Raw genomic sequence first — 17,891 nt, 5'->3', positions numbered from 1 at the left:
GCAGGTCTCGCCGGCCCCGAGCCCCTCCTGCTGAAGTCACCTCTCAGTGGATGTTCTGGTTGCGGTGGAAGAGGTTGTCGGGGTCGTAGCGCCGCTTCACCGCCAGGAGCCGGTCATAGTTCTCGCGGTAGCTGGCGCGTACCCGGTCTTGTCCTTCTTCCATCATCATGTTCACGTAGGCGCCCCCGAGCGAGTACGGGTGGATGGCCTCCCAGTACACGGCGCTCCAGTCGCGCAGCTCCGAAGCCATGGCGGGGTCGTGGTCCACGCCGGCGATCACCATGGCCCAGGTGGCGTCACGGTAGCTGAACGCGGTGTCCGCGCTGTCGACACGGTGGGCGGCGCCGTCGATCGGATACAGGTGCATCGTCGACTGCACCGTCGGCAGCGTCGACCCGTGCCGAGCGTGCAGGTCCACCGCCTCGTCGGGGATCTCCCCGATGTAGTCGGCCCGCCAGTACCACTGGTCGCCCGGGGGCAGGAGGCCGTCGAATGCGGTCTGCAGCACCGGGTAGGGCATCGGCTGCACGCCGTCCAGAACCGGCTGCTGCGCGCGCGCCGGGGCGAGCGCAGCAGCAGCGTCCTCCTCCGGGCCCGTCCAGCACCACACCACCCCGCACATCTTCTGCAGGTGCAGCTCCTCGGGGAACGGCGGGACGGGCGGAACGATGTGGAAGGCGAAGAACCCGTGGAGGTCCTCCGGGGCGGAGGGAAGGAAGTCGCGGTACCAGCGCAGCAGCTCAGCGGCCCGGTCGACCGGCCACAGCATGGGCCCGCCCACGACCGTGTCGACCGGGTGGAGGCGGAAGGTGAACGAGGTGACCACCCCGAAGTTGCCCCCGCCACCGCGCAGGGCCCAGAACAGGTCGGGATGGTGCTCGGCGTCCGCCGTCACGAAACTGCCGTCGGCGAGCACGACGTCGGCGGCCAGCAGGTTGTCGACGGTCAGTCCGTACTTGCGGGTCAGGTAGCCCATCCCGCCCCCGAGGGCCAGCCCGCCGACACCGGTGGTGGAGATGATCCCGGACGGGCAGGCGAGGCCGAAGGCGTGCGTGGCGTGGTCGACGTCGCCCCACCGCGCCCCGCCCTCGACGACGGCGCAGGCCTCGACCGGGTCGACGTGCACCCCGTTCATGGGCGCGAGGTCCAGCACGATCCCGCCGTCGCAGGTGCCCAACCCGGGGCCGCTGTGCCCGCCGCCGCGCACGGCCAGGTCCGTCCCGGTCTCCCGGGCGGTGTTCACTCCGGCGATGACGTCGGCGACGTCGTGGCACCGGACGACCAGGGCCGGCCGCTTGTCGATCATGGCGTTGTACACGGCGCGGGCCTCGTCGTAGCCGGGGTCACCCGGCTGGTACATCTGTCCGCGCACCTGGCTCTGCAGGCGATCCAGCACCTCGGGTGCGAGCGTGCCGGTCGCAGTGGAATTCTCGGTCATGACGGCATCTCCTCATGCGTGGTCGTGTGCGGCCGCGGTGCGGAGCCAGGTCGGACCCTGGCCCTGCACGGCCGCAGCACCGGGGCAGATTGCCTCGCCGGTGCGCAGTCGGGGAGCGCGGTGTCCTGGCAGGTCGGCCGGTCTGCACGCGATCCGGCAGTTCGGCCGGTGGTCCATGGCATGGCGTTCGCCCCCTCCACTTCCAGGCTAGGAGCGACGACTTCCGCGTGTCCCGTGCTGTTTCCGGATCGCAACCTGTGACGCGCCGTTGTTTCGCACGGAGGAAGTGGCGACCGGTGTCGCGGGGCCGCTCTTCTGGCCGCGCGCTTCGGTGCCCAACGATTGCCTAACGGCCGTTGCTCCTGCCGGAGCATGGTGGTGTCGAACGGCATGATCGACCTGCATCCTCGGGACGGTGTCCGGGCCGGATCGGTGGCGGACATCGATCCGGCGCTGGGCGGGAACTCCTTCTACCGTCCGGAGCGCTGGAAGATGGCGGTGGGGCCTTCGGTCGGTGGGCACAGGGTCTGCCCGGGGAGATGAACCCCATCGTCACCTTCATGGTGCTTCCTCCTGATCGCACCATGCCGAGACCGGCCACGACCTCACCGGGTCAGCCCGCCTGGCCTACGGACCGGACACCCTCGAACGGCTGGTGGCACTGAAGAACCGCTACGACCCGCACAACCCCTTCCGTCCCCTTCCGTCGCAACCACAACATCGCACCGTCCCCGGCCTGAGACCATTCCCCGTGCAGTCCGACCCGATCCGCCCCAACAGTCACGACCCGTCTTCCTCCACGGCGGAGTGAGGCGTCGCCCCGCCACCCTGTCCGAGCACCAGGGCGCCACCGCCAGGAGCAGTCCGCCGATGGAGGAGGGCACGTGCTGACAGGGCCGCTCCTGCCGCGGTCCGTGGGTCGCAGGCCGGCCACCTCATCGCCCCTCTCGCCCGGACGCGCACCGGATCCGGGCAGGCTTCCCGCCACGACGACGTCTTCGTCCTCGACGTGGCCGTCTCCCGGAAGAGGGTTGCCGCGTTCGTATCCGCCTCCCCCACCGCCGGCCGCAGACTCCGGCCCGGACGGATCCCTCGACCGTGGGGCCTCCTCGGCACGAGCCGGGGATTTCCGTCCTGTCCGTGGCATGTTGTTCACTGCACCCACGGGCCGGACCCGCCGGGTCACCGCACGGACGCAGGAGGAGACGACGATGGACGCCCGTCAGCTGACGCACTTCCTGGCCGTGGTCGACCACGGAGGATTCACCCGGGCGGCCGAGCACCTGCTGGTGGCCCAGCCGTCGTTGTCGCAGACGATCAAGGGTCTCGAGCGGGAGCTGGGGGTTCCGCTGTTCCACCGGACCGGACGCCGGGTCGTGCTCAGCCGGGCCGGCCACGAGCTGGTGGGCCCGGCGCGGGTGGTGGTCCGGGACCTCGAGGCCGCCCGGGCCGCCGTGGACGACCTCAAGGGGGTGCGCAGCGGACGCCTGGAGATGGTGGCCATGCCCTCCCCGGGGGTCGAGCCGCTCACGTCGATGATCGCCGCCTACGCCCGCAGCCACCCGGCGGTGACCGTCGACGTCGCGGCGGCGTTCACCCCGGAGGAGGTGAGCGAGGCCGTGCGCGCGGGCAGCGCGGAGATCGGCATCCTGGGCTCGGACCGGCCGTTCCGCTCCGCCGACGTCGACGTGCTGCACCTGGAGCAGCAGCTGCTGGTGCTGATCGTGGACCCGCGGGCGGACACCTTCGGGGCCGGGCCGGTGCTCCGGCGGGAGGACCTCGCCGGGCACCGGGTGGTGGTCTCCCAGCCGGGCTCGCTGATGCGGTGGCTGGTCGACGACGTCCTCGCCGACGGGGTGGGCGTCGAGATCGCGGCGGAGGTCGCCCACCGCACCTCCGTCCTGCCGCTGGTCCTGGCCGGGGTGGGTCACGCGGTCCTGCCCTCGTCCTGGGCACCGCTGGCCCGGCAGATGGGACTGCGGGTGGTGCGGATCGAGCCGGTCACCGTGCTGCACGTGGCCGTGCTCAGCCGGCCGGCGGACCTGACCCCGGCGGCCCGGGCCTTCCTGGGTGTGGCCGCCGGGCACGCCACCGGGCCCACCGGCGAGCTCGGTGGCGGGTCCGACGGCGGGTCCAGCGGCGGAGCCAGCCAGCGCGCATAGGCACTGCCTATGCGGGGAAGACGGAACAGGTCTTGGACCGGGTGGCCGGGCAGCGGTTCTACTGGAACCCGACACCGCGGCGTGCCGCGGGGACCACACGGACAAGGAGCGCACCACCATGGCTGAGCAGCAGGTCTTCACCATCGCCTCGATCCCCGCCGACGGGGTGGGCAAGGAGGTCGTCGCGGCCGGCCGGACGGTCCTGGACGCCCTCGCCGAGCAGTCCGGCGGGGCGTTCTCCTTCGACTGGACCGAGTTCCCCTGGGGCTCGGAGTACTACGACCAGCACGGGGTGATGATGGACCCGCACGGGCTGGAGGACCTGCAGGACTTCGACGCGATCTACTTCGGCGCGGTCGGCTGGGAGAACGTCCCCGACCACGTGAGCCTGTGGGGGCTGCGGCTGAACATCACCCAGAACTTCGACCAGTGGGCCAACATCCGCCCGGTGCGGTTCCTGCCCGGGGTGGTCTCCCCGCTGCGCAAGGCCGAGACCACCGAGCTGGACTGGGTCGTGGTCCGGGAGAACAGCGAGGGCGAGTACGCCGGACTCGGCGGGCGCAACCTCGCCGGGCGCGGACCCGGCAACGAGGTCGCCGTCCAGTCCTCCCTGTTCACCGAGAAGGGCTGCGAGCGGATCATCCGCTTCGCCTTCGACTTGGCCCGCACCCGGACCGTGCAGAAGGTCTCCAGCGTCACCAAGTCCAACGCCCAGCAGTACGGCATGGTGCTGTGGGACGAGGTCTTCGCCCGGGTCGCCGCCGACTACCCCGACGTGCAGACCGAGAGCGTGCTGGTGGACGCGATGAGCGCGAAGTTCGTCCTGCACCCCGAGGACCTCTCCGTGGTGGTGGCCTCGAACCTCAACGCGGACATCCTCTCCGACCTCGGCTCGGCCCTGGCCGGCAGCCTCGGCCTGGCCGCCAGCGCCAACCTCAATCCCGAGCGCCGCTTCCCCTCCATGTTCGAGCCCGTCCACGGCACCGCCCCGGACATCGCCGGGCAGGGCATCTCCAACCCGATCGGGGCGATCGCCAGTGCCGCGCTGATGCTCGACCACTTCGGCCTGCACGACCAGGCCCGCCGGGTGGAGGCGGCCATCGAGGCCACCACCGCCGCCGGGCACCTCACCCGCGACCTCGGCGGCACCGCCGGCACCGAGGAGGTCACCCGGGCGATCGTCGACGCCCTGACCGCCTCACCGGTCTCCGCCTGAGGCCCCGTCCGTCCCGGGTGGGACGGTCACCGGCAGGTGGCGCAGATCGCGCGCTCGATCAGCGTGGCGCTGCGCCGGTCGACCTCGTCCTCCACGAGTCTGCCGGGGGCATCCGGGTACCACCCGAGGTCGTCCCGCACGTCGGCGGTGACCGCCGATCCCGCGCCCCGGGGGACGACCCGGAAGACGGCCAGCAGGGGCAGGGCCCGCCAGCCGAACTCGGAGGCGGTGCCGCGCCGGCGGAAGACGACGTCCGAGCCCACCGCCACCTCGACGCTGCACGCGGCGGAGCGGACCTCCGGGCCGAGGTCCTCGAACGCCGTGCGGATCCGCTCGAGCGCCTCCTCCGGGGGCACCGGGCACGTCCACGCACGGGTCGCGGTGATGCGTGGACGGTTCGGGGGCCTGCGCGCCAGCCAGGGGACGACGAACCGCTGACCGAGCACCAGTGCGACGACGACGAGCGCCGCCGCTCCCAGTGCGAGCTGGGCCAGCGAGACCACGCCCCGCAGGAGGAGCTGGACCACGACGAGGACGACGACCGCCGACCCGGCGGAGCCGGCCAGCCGGTCCCATCCCAGGGTGGAGCGTCCGGCAGACACACGACCTCCTCTGCTGACCCGGACCACGGTGCACCGCGGCCGCCCTCCGTCGCTGTCATTCTTGCCCTCCGGCACCCGCGACACCAGATGTGCACCTGTAAAGGGGACAACTCCGCAGCACTGCCCGGGTCGGGAGCGGCGGGTGGGGCGTCCGGCTGGCCACGGCTACCTCCTCACCGCAGCGGCCGGGCCCCGCGGGTGGGGCCACCGGCTCTACCCGGGCCGTCGGCTCCGCCCGGGCCTGTCCGGGGACCGGCTCAGCGGGACGTCGGAACCCGCGCAGGACGCAGTCGCACGCGGACGGCGAGGCCGGCGCAGAGGACGACGGCCGCACCTCCGGCGACGGTGCCGGCCATGAGGTCCTCCCCCAGCAGGAGGGCGGCCCAGCCGATGCTCAGCACGGGCTGCACGAGCTGGATCTGGCTCACCCTGGCCATGGGGCCGAGACCCAGGCCGCGGTACCAGGCGACGAAGCCGAGGAACATGCTGATCACCCCGAGGTAGGCGAAGGCGGCCCACTGCCCCGGCGTCCCGGTGGGAGGCTGCTGGACCACCGCGAGGACGCCGAGGACCAGCATGACGGGCGAGGAGAGCACCAGGGCCCACGAGATGGTCTGCCAGGCGCCGAGCTCACGGGACAGCAGACCGCCCTCGGCGTAGCCGAGGGCCGCCGCCACGACCGCGCCGAGGAGCAGGAGGTCCACCCCGTGCAACCGGCCGGGGCTCCCCGACTGCGCCGAGGCGAAGACGACGGCTGCGAGCGCGCCCGCCGCCGACACGAGCCAGAACGCCCGCGGAGGACGCTCACCGGTCCGCAGCACCACGACGACGGCGGTGACCGCCGGCAGCAGGGCGATGACCACGGCCCCGTGACTGGCCGGAGCGGCGGTCATCGCGTAGGAGGTCAGCAGCGGGAAACCGGCCACGACCCCACCGGCGACCACTCCCAGACGGAGCCACTGGGCTCCGCGTGGCCGCTGCGACCGGGTCAGTGCCAGCGCGGCGGCAGCCAGGGCTGCGGCCACGACCGCCCGACCCGCGCCGACGAACAGCGGGGAGAGTCCCTCGACGGCGAACCGCGTGAGGGGGACCGTGAACGAGAACGCCGTCACCCCCAGCAGGCCCCACAGCAGTCCTGCCGTGAGCAGGGACGATATCGGTGGGTGGTCAATGGCGATAGCGCTACTCTTGGCTTCCATGGACCACGATAGCAGTTCGCGGATCGTCGACAGCCTCCGGGAGTGGATCGCCGCCGCCGCCCCGGGAGCGCGGCTGCCCTCCACCCGGGCGCTGGCCGCCCAGCACCAGGCCGGACCGGTGACCGTGCAGAAGGCGCTGCGCGTCCTGGCCGCCCAGGGTCTCGTCGAGACCCGCCCCGGTGCCGGGACCTTCGTGCGGGCGGTGCCCACCGCGAGACCCGCGGACTACGGCTGGCAGACGGCCGCGCTGCGCGCGCCCCGGTCGCCGCTCCGGACCGTGTCCACCGCGCTGCGCAGCACCCCGAACGACGTCATCGCCTTCCACTCCGGCTACCCCGATCGGGAGCTGCTGCCGGAACGGCTGGTGCGCTCCGCGCTGGGCCGGGCAGGACGCGGGGAGGCGGCCCTGTCCCGTCCGCCGGTGGTCGGGCTGCCGGAGCTGCAGTCGTGGTTCGCCCACGAACTGCGCACCGTCACTCCGGCCGGTGTCACTGCGCCCACGCCCCGCGACGTGATCGTGCTGCCCGGCACCCAGAGCGGGCTCAGCTCCGTGTTCCGCGCCCTGGCCGGCGCCGGAGGACCGGTGCTCATGGAGTCCCCCACGTACTGGGGGGCCATCCTGGCCGCCGCCCAGGCGGGGGTCCGCGTCGTGCCCGTGCCCAGCGGCGCGCACGGCCCCGACGCCGAGGAGCTGGCCCGCGCCTTCGAGGAGACCGGTGCCCGGCTGCTCTACGCCCAGCCGAACTACGCGAACCCCACGGGGGCGCAGTGGTCCGCGCCGCTGGGACGGCAGGTGCTGGACGTGGTGCGCGCGCACGGCGCCTTCCTGGTGGAGGACGACTGGGCCCACGACTTCGGGATCACCGGCACGCCGGTGCCCCTCGCCGCCCAGGACGACTCCGGTCATGTCGTCCACCTGCGCTCCCTGACCAAGAGCGTCTCCCCGGCCCTGCGCGTGGGCGCGGTCGTCGCCAGGGGCCCGGCCCGGGACCGCATCCTGGCCGACCGGGCCGCCGAGTCGATGTACGTCAGCGGTCTGCTGCAGGCGGCGGCCCTGGACGTCGTCACCCAGCCCGGGTGGCAGACCCACCTGCGCCGGCTGCGCGAGCAGCTGCACGCCCGCCGGGACCTGCTCCTCACCAGTCTGCGCGAGCACGCGCCCCGGGTGCACGTCGAGCACGTGCCGCGGGGAGGGCTGAACCTCTGGGCACGGCTTCCCGACGGCACCGACCTGCACCGGCTCGTCCGCGAGTGCGAGGCCGCGGGAGTGATCATCGCTCCGGGCACGGAGTGGTTCCCCGCCGAGCCCACCGGGCCGTTCGTCCGGCTCAACTACGCCGGCCCGCGCCCCGCCGCCTATCCGGACGGGGCGCGCATCCTCGGCGAGGTGCTCGCACACCAGCACGGCTGAGACCCGCGCCCCCGCGGCACGGGGTCCCGCCTATGCTGGGCCCGACGGCGGCGGCACGGCGCCGCGACGACGGACGCGGGAACGAGGGAGCGGACATGACGACGACCTACCGGTACGACGTGGAGGTCCTGCACCTGCTCGTGTCCCCGGCGCACGCCTACTTCGGCCGCGCCCGGGACGGCGCCGCGGACGTCCCCACCACCGATGCGGACCGGGTCGAGCTGGTGGCCGGCAAGGGTGTGGTCGGCGACCGGTTCTTCGGCAAGGCCGCGCACATGGACGCCGCGGTCACCCTGCTCGCCGTCGAGGCGCTCGAGGCCATGGCCGCGGACCTGGGCACGGCCCCCTTCGACCCGCTCCTGCCCCGGCGCAACGTGGTCCTGCGGGGCGCCCACCTGCCCCCGCTGCTGGGCGAGGAGTTCGCGCTGGAGTCCCGGGGTGCCCTCGTGCGGCTGCGGGCAGGGCGGCCGGCCCACCCCTGCGCCTGGATGGACCGGGTGCTCGCGCCGGGTGCGCACGCCGCCATGCGGGGGCGTGGGGGTCTGCGCTGCCGGCCGCTGTCCAGCGGCGCCCTGCACCGCGGGCCGGCCGTGCTGCACAGCCCGGTGCCGCTCGAGCCGGAGCAGGCCGGTGCGGCGGTGCTGCGGCCGCCGTCCCGGCTCCCGTAGCGCACGCCGGGCGACCCGTGCGGGAGGCCGCGCCTGCTCCGCGGGCCAGGCCCCGGGGACGGGCATGCCGTCGTTCCCCAGGGTGATCCCCTCGGGCTCCGCCCCGTGCCCTCCGCGCCGCGGCGGCGGCTCAGGGCTGCACCAGGCGGGGCAGCACCGCGTCCCCGAAGGCGTCGAGGAACCGGCCCTGCTCCTGCCCCACGTGGTGCAGGTAGATCTCGTCGAAGCCGAGCTCGGCGTACTCGTGCAGCCACTGGGCGTGCCGGCCGAGGTCGGCGGAGACGTTGACCGCCCCGGCGACCTCCTCGTCCCCGACGTCCTCCTGGACCGCCTTGCGCAGATAGTCCTGGGGTGAGGCGAGCTCGGCCATGGTCACGGGGTCGAAGACGTTGGTGCGCCACTGCTCGAAGGCGATCGCGCGGGCCTGCTCCGAGGAGGGCGCCCAGCTCAGGTGCACCTGCAGCGCGGCCCGGCCGGTGCCGCCGGCCTCGCGCCAGGCGTCGAGCATCCGGCGCAGGTCCTCGAGGGGCTGGTTGACCGTGATGAACCCGTCCGCCACGGGGGCGAAGCGGCGGGCCGTCGTCGGGGTGAGCGCGGCGACGAGCAGGGCGGGCGGCACCTCCGGCGGGTCCCAGACCCGGGCGCGGTCGGCATGGAACGGCTCCCGGCAGGACACCTCCTCCCCCGCGAGCAGCCGGCGGACGACGTCGAAGCTCCCCTCGAGGAACCGCTGCCGCTGCTCCTTGGCCGGCCAGTCCGGGGTGACGGCCCGCTCGTTGAGCTTCTGCCCGCTGCCCAGGGCCGCCCAGAGCCGGCCGGGGAACATGCGGGCGAGGGTGGCCGTGGCCTGGGCGGTGACCACGGGGTGGTAGCGCCGGCCCGGGGCGTGCACGAACCCGAACGGCAGGTCCGTGCCGGCCAGGGCCGCGCCCAGCCAGGAGAGGGCGAACCCGGAGTGCCCCTGGTGCGGTGACCACGGCTCGAGGTGGTCGGAGCACATGGCCGCACCGAAGCCGACCTGTTCGGCGTGCCGGACGTCGTGCAGCAGCTGCTCGGGAGGGATCTGCTCGTGGGAGGCGTGGAAGCCGATCGTCGCCATGGTGTCCTCGGGTCGAAGGCGGGAACAGGAAGTCGAGGGCGGGCACCGGGTCCGGAACGGGTGTCGCGGACCGGGTCAGCCGGCCGCCGCCCGGAGGTCCTCGGCGGGGGTGCAGACGTTGCGCAGCGCGCCGATGCCCTCGATCTCGGTGACGACCTCCTGGCCGTCGCGCAGCCAGATCCGGCGGGGCTTCCGGGCGAGGCCCACGCCGGCGGGGGTGCCGCAGGCCACGAGGTCCCCGGGCTCGAGGGTCAGGAACCGGCTGATGTACTCGACCAGCTCCACGGCCGAGAAGATCATCCGGTCGGTGCCGGAGTCCTGGTGCAGCACGCCGTCCACGGTGCAGCGGATCGCCAGTCCCGCCTCGGGGTCGATCTCGTCGGGGGTCACGACCACGGGACCCACCGGGGTGGTGCGGTCGAAGTTCTTGCCCTGGAACCACTCGGAGGTCCGGCCCTGCCAGTCCCGCACCGAGATGTCGTTCATGACGGTGTACCCGGCGATCGCGGCACGCGCCTGGTCGGGCGTGGCGTGGCGCAGGGGCGAGCCGACCACCACGGTGAGCTCGGCCTCCCAGTCGATCTTCTCGGACTCCTCCGGCATGGCGATGGGGTCCGTGGGACCGATCAGCGCGGTGGCGTACTTCGCGAAGATCGTGGGGTGCGTCGGGACCTCCTGGCCGACCTCCTCCGCGTGGTCGTAGAAGTTCAGACCGGCGCACAGGATCTTGCCCGGGCGCAGGACGGGGGTCGCCAGGTCCTCCGGGGCGGGGGCGGGACCCGGCTCCCCCGGCAGCCGCAGGTCGCCGCCGGCCAGGAGCGCCCCGACGTCGGGGACGGGAAGGTAGACGGTCCGGCCCTCCTCCTGCCGGAAGGCCTGGGTGGTGCCGTCGCGTCGCACGGTGCCGAGTCTCACGGGTGCTCCCTCACAGTCTGCGGTGCGGTCTCCGTCACCGAATCCTATGCACCCCCGAGGGGCCTATGCACAGCGCACCACCTGCGCCCCCGTGGCGCTCGTGGCCGCGAGCAGCCGCCAGCGCCCGGTGTCGAGGGTGTGGACGAGCTCGAGGGTCAGCAGCTCGGAGCGGACGTTCAACTGGACCTGGACCCGCCACATCTGCTGGTCCACCGCCCCGATCCCGTGGTCCTTGGGCAGCCGCGCGTCCTCGGCCCACCACGCCCGGCGCTCGTACCAGCGGACGGGGTCCTGTGCCACCAGGTAGTTCCGTCCGCGCCAGCGCACACCCACCGGCATCCCGTCCGTGTCGCAGTCCACGTCGACGCTCTCCGTCAGAAAACCCACGACGGCTCCTCTCTCCCTCGGCCGGCGCCCGTTCCGCGGGACGCCCTGTTCCCCTGGAAGCTAGAACACCTGTACGACACGCTAACTCCCACAGGGGCTGAGAAGGAACACGTGTTCCCCGAACTGTTTCTGCCGGAGAACTGTATTCGCTTTTGCAACGCACGGTCCGGAAGCATGGACAAGCCCAACGAAATGGATACGCTGAGTGCACGGAGGGCTTGCCCCGCGAGACCCGCCCGGACGTCCCCTGTCCCCTCGTCCGCCCCGCCGGAGCAGCCGGCGCCGACATCACGGAGGCCTCCCATGACCGGAAACATCACGCTGATCGCCCACACCGCGGCGAACAAGAAGACACCAGCGGTGGACCTGCGGCCGGCAAGCCCGGAGGACGCCGAGAGCCTCGCCCAGCTCTACTACTCCTCCTACGAGCAGGGCGGGGTCTCCAGCCTGGACGAGGCCCGCGAGGTCGTCCGGGGCGTCTTCGACGGGAAGTACGGCCCCTTCCTGCCCGACGCCTCGCCGGTGGTGGTCGACGACGACGGGACCGTGGTGGCCGCGGCCCTGGTCCTGGCCCGGCGGATCGGTGACGACCTCCCCGACGTGCCCTACATCTTCGAGCTGTTCACCGCGGCCTCCCGCCGACGTCAGGGACTGGCCGAGCAGCTCGTGCGCTGCGCCATCGGCACCCTCTTCGACAACGGCTACGACCAGGTCTGCCTGCGGATCTCCGAGGACAACGCGGCGGCGCTCGCGCTCTACCTGACGCTGGACTTCAACCGGTGGGCCCCCGAGACGGACTACGTCTGAGCCCGACCCGCCCTCTCCGGCCGGGTCAGAGGGCGAGCTCCTCCCGGACCGGGGGCTCGGCCGCGACGTCGACGAACCGCGCCCAGGTCGGGCGCACCGCCACGAGCCGGGTGCTGGGCTTGCCCGTGGCCCCCGGGTGACGGGACTCCAGCACCTCCCCGGCGTCCTGCGCGGCGGAGCCCTCCAGCACCGCGGCCTCGCCCTCGAGCTGGAACTCCTGACCCGCTCCGGAGACCAGCACGAGCGAGACCTGCGGGTCCGCGAGGAGGTTGGCGTACTTGCGGCTGCGCTCGTTCGTGCCGAAGACCAGCCGCCCGTCCCCGAGGGCTGCGAGATTCACCCACGCGGACTCGGGACAGCCTCCCCCGCTGTTGGTCGCCACGACCCCGCCGCCGTGGGCGCGGACGAAGTCGACGATCCGCCCCGCGGGCTCCCGGGGGCTCAGAACAGGCTCCGCTGCGGTTCCACGAGCTCCGGGGAGTTGTTGCGCACGTTGCCGACCGCGGGGTCCACCGGGTCGAGCACCCAGCGGGCGGCCGTCCGGTGCGCCTCGGACCGGACCATGTCCACGAGCTGCGGGGCGTCGGCCTCCCCCGGGCGCAGCCAGTCCCGCACGTGCTCGGGCGCGAGCGGGATCGGCATGCGGTCGTGCAGCTCGTGCAGCTCCGTGAGCACGGGGTGCTCCGCGGAGGGCTCCGGGGAGTCGGTGGTGAGGATCGAGCAGGACAGCAGCCAGGCGCTCCCGCCCTCGTCCCGCCCGGGCTGCAGGGCCGCGGAGTGCAGCTCCGTGCCCTCGGGGACCCGCCACCACTCGTAGATCCCGGCGAACCAGATGGTCTCCGCCGGGTCCGCCGGGTGGACGTAGTAGGGCTGCTTGCGCCCGCCCTTCCCGGCGCCGGGCTCCTTCTTCCACTCGTAGTAGCCGTTGGCCGGGACCGCGCACCGGCGGGCGCGGACCGCCTTGCGGAAGGACGGCTTCTCCAGGACGGTCTCCGACCGGGCGTTGAACATCCTGGACCCGACCGCCGGGTCCTTGGCCCAGCCCGGGACCAGCCCCCACCGGGCGACGTGCAGCTCCCGGACCAGCTCTCCGTCGTCGTCGCGGCCGTTCCCGCCCGCGAGGCGCTCCAGGACGATCGGCACGTCGGTGGTGGGCGCGGTGTTCCAGTTGGCCCGCAGCCGCGCGGAGTCGGCGGCGTCCCCGAGGCTCTCGTCCGGGACGGCCCCGGTCGCGGCCACGAGGTCACCCACGGCCCGGGCGATGACGTAGCGTCCGCACATCTGGTACCTCCTCGGTCTGCCCGGCCCGTGGCCGGGACTCAGTCGGTGAGCGGCCCGTACCCCAGGTACTCGGAGTACATGCCGTACACCTTGCGGATCCCGCGCTCGACGTCGGCCACGGTGGTGCCCGGGCGCAGGTCGTCCACGGCCCCCGCGGTCACGGGGTCCCAGTCCACGTCGAGCGCGGCGTAGACGTCGGTGAGCACCGAGCGGATGGGCTCGGCCTGCTCGACGACCAGCACGGTGCTGAAGTACCAGGCGCCCGCGACCACCCGCTGGGCGGTGCCGGCCAGCTTCACCTTCCGCCCCGGGGCCGACGACGACGCCGGGTGCGTCCCGTGCACGCTGTGCTCGCCGGCGCAGTACTCGCCGGGGATCTCGCCGACGTCGGCCTCGACCTCCAGCTCCTCCAGGGCGGCCACGATCATGTCGCCGAAGAGCCGGTAGCGGTCCTGGATGCCCGTGGTCGGGTCCTCGGCGGGTTCGAGGTGGTCCACGATCAGGCACCCGCCGTGGTAGGCCGCGGCCCGGCCGCCCACCCGGCGGACCAGCGGGGTGAACCCGCTCTCGCGGGCGGCCCGGGCGGCGTCGGCGAAGCCGGGGCGCAGCTCGTCCCGGCGGCCGAAGGCGACCGTGGGGGCCGGTTCGTAGAGGCGCAGGACCGGCCCGCTGCGGCGGACGTCGGCGAGGAGGGTCATGGCGCTCTCGTAGTCCTGCTGGGCGCCCAGGGACTCGCGCTGGCGGAGAAGTCTCATGCTGGTCCCAGTCTAGTGGCGGATCCGGACGGTCCTGCGGCGGGTCACGGCCGGGTGATCCCGCTGCCGCGGAACCACCGCCCGAGGGCCAGGGCACTGAGCTCGACCTTCTCGGCCCACGCGACCGCCTCCTCGTCGGCGGCGTCGGAGACGTGCTTGACCATCCGCAGCGGCACCCCCAGGTGCCGGCAGGCCACCGCGATCGCCCAGCCCTCCATGTCCACGAGGTCCGCCCGGGCGGCCAGGGCGTCCCGGGACGGTCCGCCGGCCACGAAGGAGTCCCCGGTGGCGAGGACGGGCCCGTCGCCGCCGAGCTCGATGACGTTGTCCACGGGGATCCCGGCCGCGCGCAGCAGCTCCTCGTCCACGTCCCGGTTGATGACCCGGGAGGGCTCGAGCACTCCGTGCAGCCCGCCCCTCAGGGCACCGGCGCTGCCGATGTTGAGCACCGTCAGCTCCGCCCGCCGCGCGGGGTCCGGGCAGCGGGTCAGCACCGCCTCGGTGGTGCGCACCGCCGCGGCCGACATCCCGACGCCCGTCAGGACGAGGTCGATGTCCTCCGGGAAGTACTTGGTCTCCAGGGGATGGGCGGCGAGAACGAGCAGCTGTGGCACCCCGCCACTCTATCGGCACTCGCTCGCCACCTCCTCCCCCGCCGCCTCCCCGCCGCTCTCCCGCCCACCGCGTCGCACTCCCGCCGCTCCCCCGCTGCTCCCCCGCTGCCTCTCGTCGCCGAGTCCCCACATGGTCGCCGGATCCCCATGGCGAATCGTGGGGATCTGCGGCTGCTCGGGGGACTCGGCGCCGAAGGATGGATCCACTGGGGGACTCGGCGGGACAGCAGGGCGTGAAAGCGCCGCGGCGAGCGGGATGGCGGGGCGGCGGGGCAGGACTGAGGGGCGGCGGGGCGGCAGCACCGCGGCGCTGGGAAAGGTCAGTCCCGGCGGGGGGCGAAGAGCGCGGCGAGCTGCCGGTCCGACGCCGCCCGGGCGTCGAGGTCGTACGCCCCGCCGGTCACGAGGAGCTCGTCCGCGCCGGTGTCCGCGACCAGCTGCTCCAGGCGGGCCCGGACCTCCGGGGGCGTGCCGTGGACCGAGTTCGCCAGGGCGTCCTCGACCAGGCTGCGCGTCCGGCCGGGGAGCCGGTCCAGCTCCGCAGGACGCACGGGCGCCAGGGGCGGGAACTCGCCCCGCGTCCGGGAGACGGCGAGCGCGAGGGCCTCGGGCAGGAGCAGCTCCCGGGCGGTCTCGCGGGTGTCCGCCACCGCCACGTTGGCCGAGACCAGCACGTGCGGCCGGGACCACCACGGCGACGGCCGGAACCGCTGCCGGTAGCGCTCCAGCACCGGGACGGCGCTGCCGGCGCCCTGGCGGAAGAGCGCCGGGCCGCCGAGGACGACGGCCAGTCCCGCCCGCGCCGCGATCTCCACCCCGGCGCCGGTCGCCAGGACGAAGACCGGTGTGGCGGCGTGGTTCCGGGGCCGGACGGTCACGGGCGCCGTGCCGGACAGGTGCTCGAGCAGTTCCGCGAGATCGTCCCCGAACCGGTCCGCGGCGTCCTTCCCGGTGCGCAGCGCGTCCCGGACGGCCGCGGTGAACCCGACCGAGCGGCCCACGCCGAGGTCGATCCGGCCGGGGTGCAGGGCTTCCAGGGTGGCGGCCTGCTCGGCGACCACGAGGGGCTGGTGGTTGGGCAGCATGATCCCGCCCGAGCCGATCCTGAGGCGCTGGGTCCGCGCGGCCAGCGCGGCCATCAGCACCGCCGGCGCGGAGCCGGCGATCCCGGGCACCGCGTGGTGCTCGGCGACCCAGAACCGGTGGTAGCCCAGTGCCTCCGCGCGCACGGCCCGGTCCAGGACGTGCGCGAGGTCCTCGGCCTCCGAGGAGCCGGCCCGGACGGCGGCGCGGTCGAGGAGGGAGAGCGGGACGTCGGAGAGGGGCATGTCCGGCTCAACCCCGGGGGGCGGAGGGGAATTCCGTGCCGGTGGAGCGGCGCTCCCGGCACCGCCCGGAGCCGCAGCCGTTCAGCCGGCGCGGCCGAGGGCCTCCTCGGCGGCGACCCAGCCGAGCATCGCGCACTTGACGCGGGCCACGAACCGGGACACCCCGGCGAAGGCGGCGGCGTCGCCGAGGACCTCCTCGTCGGGCTCCACGGTGCCGCGGGAGCGCAGCAGCTCCCGGAAGGACCCGATCAGCGCCCGCAGCTCGGAGCGCGTCATCCCGGGGGCGGCCTCGGCCAGCACCGAGGCCGCGGCCATGGAGATCGAGCAGCCCTCGCCCTCCCACGTGAGCCGTCCGACCACGGGCTCCGTCCCGGCGCCCGCGGGAGCGAGCTCGACGCGCACGGTGATCTCGTCGCCGCACGTCGGGTTGTACTGGTGCGACTCCCCGCTCCCGTGCCCCGGGTCCGGGGCGACCAGGCCCTCACCGGAGCGCCGCTTGGCGTGGTCCAGGATGACCTCCTGGTACAGCCCGTCCAGCGCGCTCACGGGTTCCTCCTCATGGCGGGTTCCTCCTCATGGGTTCCCCTTCCGGCGCTCGGGTGCTCCGGTGCCGTGCGGTCCGGTGCGGTGCGGTGCGGTCCGGTGCGGCGGCCACGGGCTCAGCCGGCCACGCGGAAGTAGGACCGGACCCCGGCGAGCTCGGCCAGGAACCGGTCGACGTCCTCGGTGGTGGTGTAGAGGTAGCCGCTGGCCCGGGTGGAGGCCGTCAGCCCCAGCGCCCGGTGCAGCGGCTGGGCGCAGTGGTGGCCCACCCGCACGGCGACCCCGGCGACGTCGAGGACCTGGCCGACGTCGTGGGCGTGCACCCCGTCCACGTCCACCGCTGCCAGACCCACCCGCGCAGTGCCCGGGGGCGGGCCGATCAGCCGGATCCCCTCGAGCTCGGCGAGCCCGCTCGCGAGCCGCTGCCCGAGCGCGTGCTCGTGGGCGGCGATCCGCTCCATCCCGACGTCCTCCAGGTAGCGCACGGCCTCGGCCAGCGCCACGGCCTGGGCCACCCGCTGGGTGCCGGCCTCGAAGCGGGTGGGGGCGGGCAGGTAGTGGGCGGTCTCCATCGTGACCTTGGTGATCATGGATCCGCCGGTGAGGAACGGGGGCATCGCGTCGAGCAGCTCGGTCCTCCCCCACAGGGCGCCGATGCCGGTGGGGCCGAGCATCTTGTGCCCGGAGAACACCGCGAAGTCCACGCCCAGGGCGGGGAGGTCCACGGACAGGTGCGGCACCGACTGGCAGGCGTCCAGCACGGTCAGCGCCCCGGCCGCCCGGGCCAGTCCCACCAGCGCCGCGACGTCGGTGATCGCGCCGGTGACGTTGGAGACGTGGCTGAAGGCCACCACCCGGGTCCGCTCCCCGACGACCTCGGCCGCCGCCCCGAGGTCGAGCGCCCCGGTGTCGTCGACGGGGATCCAGCGCAGGACGGCCCCGGTGCGCGCGGCCAGCTCCTGCCAGGGGATGAGGTTGGCGTGGTGCTCGAGCTCGGTGGTCACGATCTCGTCGCCGGGGCCCAGCCGGAACCGCCGCCCCGCCTCGCCCCCGCGTCCGGCCGTGGCGTTGGAGAAGGAGTAGGCGAGCAGGTTGATCGCCTCGGTGGCGTTGGAGGTCCACACCAGCTCGGTCTCGGCGCCGCCCACGAAGCCGGCCACGACCCGGCGCGCCTCCTCGTAGGCGTCGGTGGCCTCCACCGCCAGGGTGTGCGCCCCGCGGTGGACCGCGGCGTTGCGGTGCAGGTAGAACTCCCGCTCGGCGTCCAGCACGGCCAGCGGCTTCTGGGAGGTGGCCCCGGAGTCCAGGTAGACCGTCGGGGTGCCCGTCAGGAGCGGGAAGTCCTCGCGGATCCTGCGCACCTCGGCGTCGGTCAGGGACGGCTCGTGGTTTCCTTCCATGGCCGACACTGTACGTGCCGGGCCCGGTCCCGGGACGGCCGGGTGCCTCTCCGCGTCATGGGCGGG

The 17,891-nt window shown here is 73.9% G+C and carries 19 protein-coding genes; 6 read left to right on the top strand and 13 right to left on the bottom strand.

The window, feature by feature from the left end; translation table 11 throughout:
- Positions 1 to 43 precede the first annotated feature (43 nt).
- Entirely contained in the window at positions 44 to 1,438 is a 1,395-nt protein-coding gene (locus ACH9D3_RS01100; RefSeq protein ID WP_396409533.1) for an FAD-binding protein, read from the bottom strand.
- A 622-nt stretch (positions 1,439 to 2,060) separates the two neighbouring features.
- Here ACH9D3_RS01100 and ACH9D3_RS01095 point away from each other — a divergent pair.
- From ACH9D3_RS01095 to ACH9D3_RS01085, 3 genes are all read left to right on the top strand, one after another.
- Positions 2,061 to 2,249, top strand: coding sequence for a BBE domain-containing protein (locus ACH9D3_RS01095; RefSeq protein ID WP_396409564.1), 189 nt, complete (start codon positions 2,061 to 2,063; stop codon positions 2,247 to 2,249).
- A 400-nt stretch (positions 2,250 to 2,649) separates the two neighbouring features.
- Entirely contained in the window at positions 2,650 to 3,600 is a 951-nt protein-coding gene (locus ACH9D3_RS01090) for a LysR substrate-binding domain-containing protein (protein WP_396409563.1), read from the top strand.
- 118 nt (positions 3,601 to 3,718) lie between these two features.
- Complete coding sequence (locus ACH9D3_RS01085) at positions 3,719 to 4,816, top strand: tartrate dehydrogenase (protein ID WP_396409532.1); 1,098 nt, start codon at positions 3,719 to 3,721, stop codon at positions 4,814 to 4,816.
- Between the two features lie 26 nt (positions 4,817 to 4,842).
- On the opposite strand, the gene ACH9D3_RS01080 is transcribed toward ACH9D3_RS01085, so the two are convergent.
- A complete protein-coding gene (locus ACH9D3_RS01080) occupies positions 4,843 to 5,418 on the bottom strand; it encodes a hypothetical protein (RefSeq protein ID WP_396409531.1) in 576 nt (191 codons plus the stop codon).
- Positions 5,419 to 5,675: 257 nt separating this feature from the next.
- A complete protein-coding gene (locus tag ACH9D3_RS01075; protein WP_396409530.1) occupies positions 5,676 to 6,617 on the bottom strand; it encodes an EamA family transporter in 942 nt (313 codons plus the stop codon).
- Here ACH9D3_RS01075 and ACH9D3_RS01070 point away from each other — a divergent pair.
- Both ACH9D3_RS01070 and ACH9D3_RS01065 read left to right on the top strand, forming a co-directional pair.
- A complete protein-coding gene (locus ACH9D3_RS01070) occupies positions 6,616 to 8,028 on the top strand; it encodes an aminotransferase class I/II-fold pyridoxal phosphate-dependent enzyme (RefSeq protein ID WP_396409529.1) in 1,413 nt (470 codons plus the stop codon). The genes ACH9D3_RS01075 and ACH9D3_RS01070 overlap by 2 nt on opposite strands.
- A gap of 95 nt (positions 8,029 to 8,123) precedes the next feature.
- Complete coding sequence (locus ACH9D3_RS01065; RefSeq protein WP_396398034.1) at positions 8,124 to 8,696, top strand: MOSC domain-containing protein; 573 nt, start codon at positions 8,124 to 8,126, stop codon at positions 8,694 to 8,696.
- Between the two features lie 130 nt (positions 8,697 to 8,826).
- On the opposite strand, the gene ACH9D3_RS01060 is transcribed toward ACH9D3_RS01065, so the two are convergent.
- The 3 genes from ACH9D3_RS01060 to ACH9D3_RS01050 all read right to left on the bottom strand — a co-directional run bounded on the left by ACH9D3_RS01060 (position 8,827) and on the right by ACH9D3_RS01050 (position 11,097).
- A complete protein-coding gene (locus ACH9D3_RS01060) occupies positions 8,827 to 9,795 on the bottom strand; it encodes a TIGR03885 family FMN-dependent LLM class oxidoreductase (protein ID WP_396409528.1) in 969 nt (322 codons plus the stop codon).
- A 75-nt stretch (positions 9,796 to 9,870) separates the two neighbouring features.
- Complete coding sequence (locus ACH9D3_RS01055) at positions 9,871 to 10,710, bottom strand: fumarylacetoacetate hydrolase family protein (RefSeq protein ID WP_396409527.1); 840 nt, start codon at positions 10,708 to 10,710, stop codon at positions 9,871 to 9,873.
- A gap of 63 nt (positions 10,711 to 10,773) precedes the next feature.
- Positions 10,774 to 11,097: a DUF6504 family protein gene (locus ACH9D3_RS01050; protein WP_396409526.1), complete on the bottom strand. Its 324-nt coding sequence runs from the start codon at positions 11,095 to 11,097 to the stop codon at positions 10,774 to 10,776.
- Between the two features lie 303 nt (positions 11,098 to 11,400).
- On the opposite strand from ACH9D3_RS01050, the gene ACH9D3_RS01045 reads away from it, so the two are divergent.
- Positions 11,401 to 11,904: a GNAT family N-acetyltransferase gene (locus ACH9D3_RS01045; RefSeq protein ID WP_396398030.1), complete on the top strand. Its 504-nt coding sequence runs from the start codon at positions 11,401 to 11,403 to the stop codon at positions 11,902 to 11,904.
- Between the two features lie 25 nt (positions 11,905 to 11,929).
- Here ACH9D3_RS01045 and ACH9D3_RS01040 read toward each other — a convergent pair whose 3' ends face one another.
- The 7 genes from ACH9D3_RS01040 to ACH9D3_RS01010 form a co-directional block, all read right to left on the bottom strand.
- On the bottom strand, positions 11,930 to 12,322 hold the full coding sequence (locus ACH9D3_RS01040) for a pyridoxamine 5'-phosphate oxidase family protein (protein WP_396409562.1): 393 nt from the start codon (positions 12,320 to 12,322) through the stop codon (positions 11,930 to 11,932).
- 23 nt (positions 12,323 to 12,345) lie between these two features.
- A complete protein-coding gene (locus tag ACH9D3_RS01035; protein WP_396409525.1) occupies positions 12,346 to 13,185 on the bottom strand; it encodes an SOS response-associated peptidase family protein in 840 nt (279 codons plus the stop codon).
- 38 nt (positions 13,186 to 13,223) lie between these two features.
- Entirely contained in the window at positions 13,224 to 13,940 is a 717-nt protein-coding gene (locus tag ACH9D3_RS01030) for a lipoate--protein ligase family protein (protein WP_396398028.1), read from the bottom strand.
- A gap of 44 nt (positions 13,941 to 13,984) precedes the next feature.
- Complete coding sequence (locus tag ACH9D3_RS01025) at positions 13,985 to 14,554, bottom strand: nucleosidase (protein ID WP_396398027.1); 570 nt, start codon at positions 14,552 to 14,554, stop codon at positions 13,985 to 13,987.
- A 320-nt stretch (positions 14,555 to 14,874) separates the two neighbouring features.
- Positions 14,875 to 15,882 (bottom strand): MsnO8 family LLM class oxidoreductase, encoded by a 1,008-nt coding sequence (locus tag ACH9D3_RS01020; protein ID WP_396409524.1) that lies wholly within the window; start codon positions 15,880 to 15,882, stop codon positions 14,875 to 14,877.
- Between the two features lie 81 nt (positions 15,883 to 15,963).
- Positions 15,964 to 16,428, bottom strand: coding sequence for a Fe-S cluster assembly sulfur transfer protein SufU (gene sufU / locus ACH9D3_RS01015; protein WP_396409523.1), 465 nt, complete (start codon positions 16,426 to 16,428; stop codon positions 15,964 to 15,966).
- A gap of 113 nt (positions 16,429 to 16,541) precedes the next feature.
- The gene (locus ACH9D3_RS01010) at positions 16,542 to 17,825 is read right to left on the bottom strand and encodes a SufS family cysteine desulfurase (RefSeq protein ID WP_396409522.1); all 1,284 of its coding nucleotides are present in this window, start codon (positions 17,823 to 17,825) and stop codon (positions 16,542 to 16,544) included.
- Positions 17,826 to 17,891 lie beyond the last annotated feature (66 nt).

Origin of the sequence: Kocuria kalidii, assembly GCF_044462225.1 — a bacterium.
Classification (GTDB): Bacteria; Actinomycetota; Actinomycetes; order Actinomycetales; family Micrococcaceae; genus Kocuria; species Kocuria kalidii.
The sequence above is the reverse complement of the archived record's forward strand: the minus strand, read 5'-3'. Positions and strand labels throughout refer to the sequence as shown.

Bases quoted from the DNA above. Each gene is read 5' to 3' on its own strand.
- ACH9D3_RS01045 (WP_396398030.1), top strand. From the start codon at position 11,401: ATGACCGGAAACATCACGCTGATCGCCCACACCGCGGCGAACAAGAAG.
- ACH9D3_RS01030 (WP_396398028.1), bottom strand. From the start codon at position 13,940: ATGAGACTTCTCCGCCAGCGCGAGTCCCTGGGCGCCCAGCAGGACTAC.
- ACH9D3_RS01010 (WP_396409522.1), bottom strand. From the start codon at position 17,825: ATGGAAGGAAACCACGAGCCGTCCCTGACCGACGCCGAGGTGCGCAGG.
- ACH9D3_RS01100 (WP_396409533.1), bottom strand. From the start codon at position 1,438: ATGACCGAGAATTCCACTGCGACCGGCACGCTCGCACCCGAGGTGCTG.
- ACH9D3_RS01085 (WP_396409532.1), top strand. From the start codon at position 3,719: ATGGCTGAGCAGCAGGTCTTCACCATCGCCTCGATCCCCGCCGACGGG.
- ACH9D3_RS01070 (WP_396409529.1), top strand. From the start codon at position 6,616: ATGGACCACGATAGCAGTTCGCGGATCGTCGACAGCCTCCGGGAGTGG.
- ACH9D3_RS01065 (WP_396398034.1), top strand. From the start codon at position 8,124: ATGACGACGACCTACCGGTACGACGTGGAGGTCCTGCACCTGCTCGTG.
- ACH9D3_RS01035 (WP_396409525.1), bottom strand. From the start codon at position 13,185: ATGTGCGGACGCTACGTCATCGCCCGGGCCGTGGGTGACCTCGTGGCC.
- ACH9D3_RS01075 (WP_396409530.1), bottom strand. From the start codon at position 6,617: ATGGAAGCCAAGAGTAGCGCTATCGCCATTGACCACCCACCGATATCG.
- ACH9D3_RS01060 (WP_396409528.1), bottom strand. From the start codon at position 9,795: ATGGCGACGATCGGCTTCCACGCCTCCCACGAGCAGATCCCTCCCGAG.
- ACH9D3_RS01090 (WP_396409563.1), top strand. From the start codon at position 2,650: ATGGACGCCCGTCAGCTGACGCACTTCCTGGCCGTGGTCGACCACGGA.
- ACH9D3_RS01020 (WP_396409524.1), bottom strand. From the start codon at position 15,882: ATGCCCCTCTCCGACGTCCCGCTCTCCCTCCTCGACCGCGCCGCCGTC.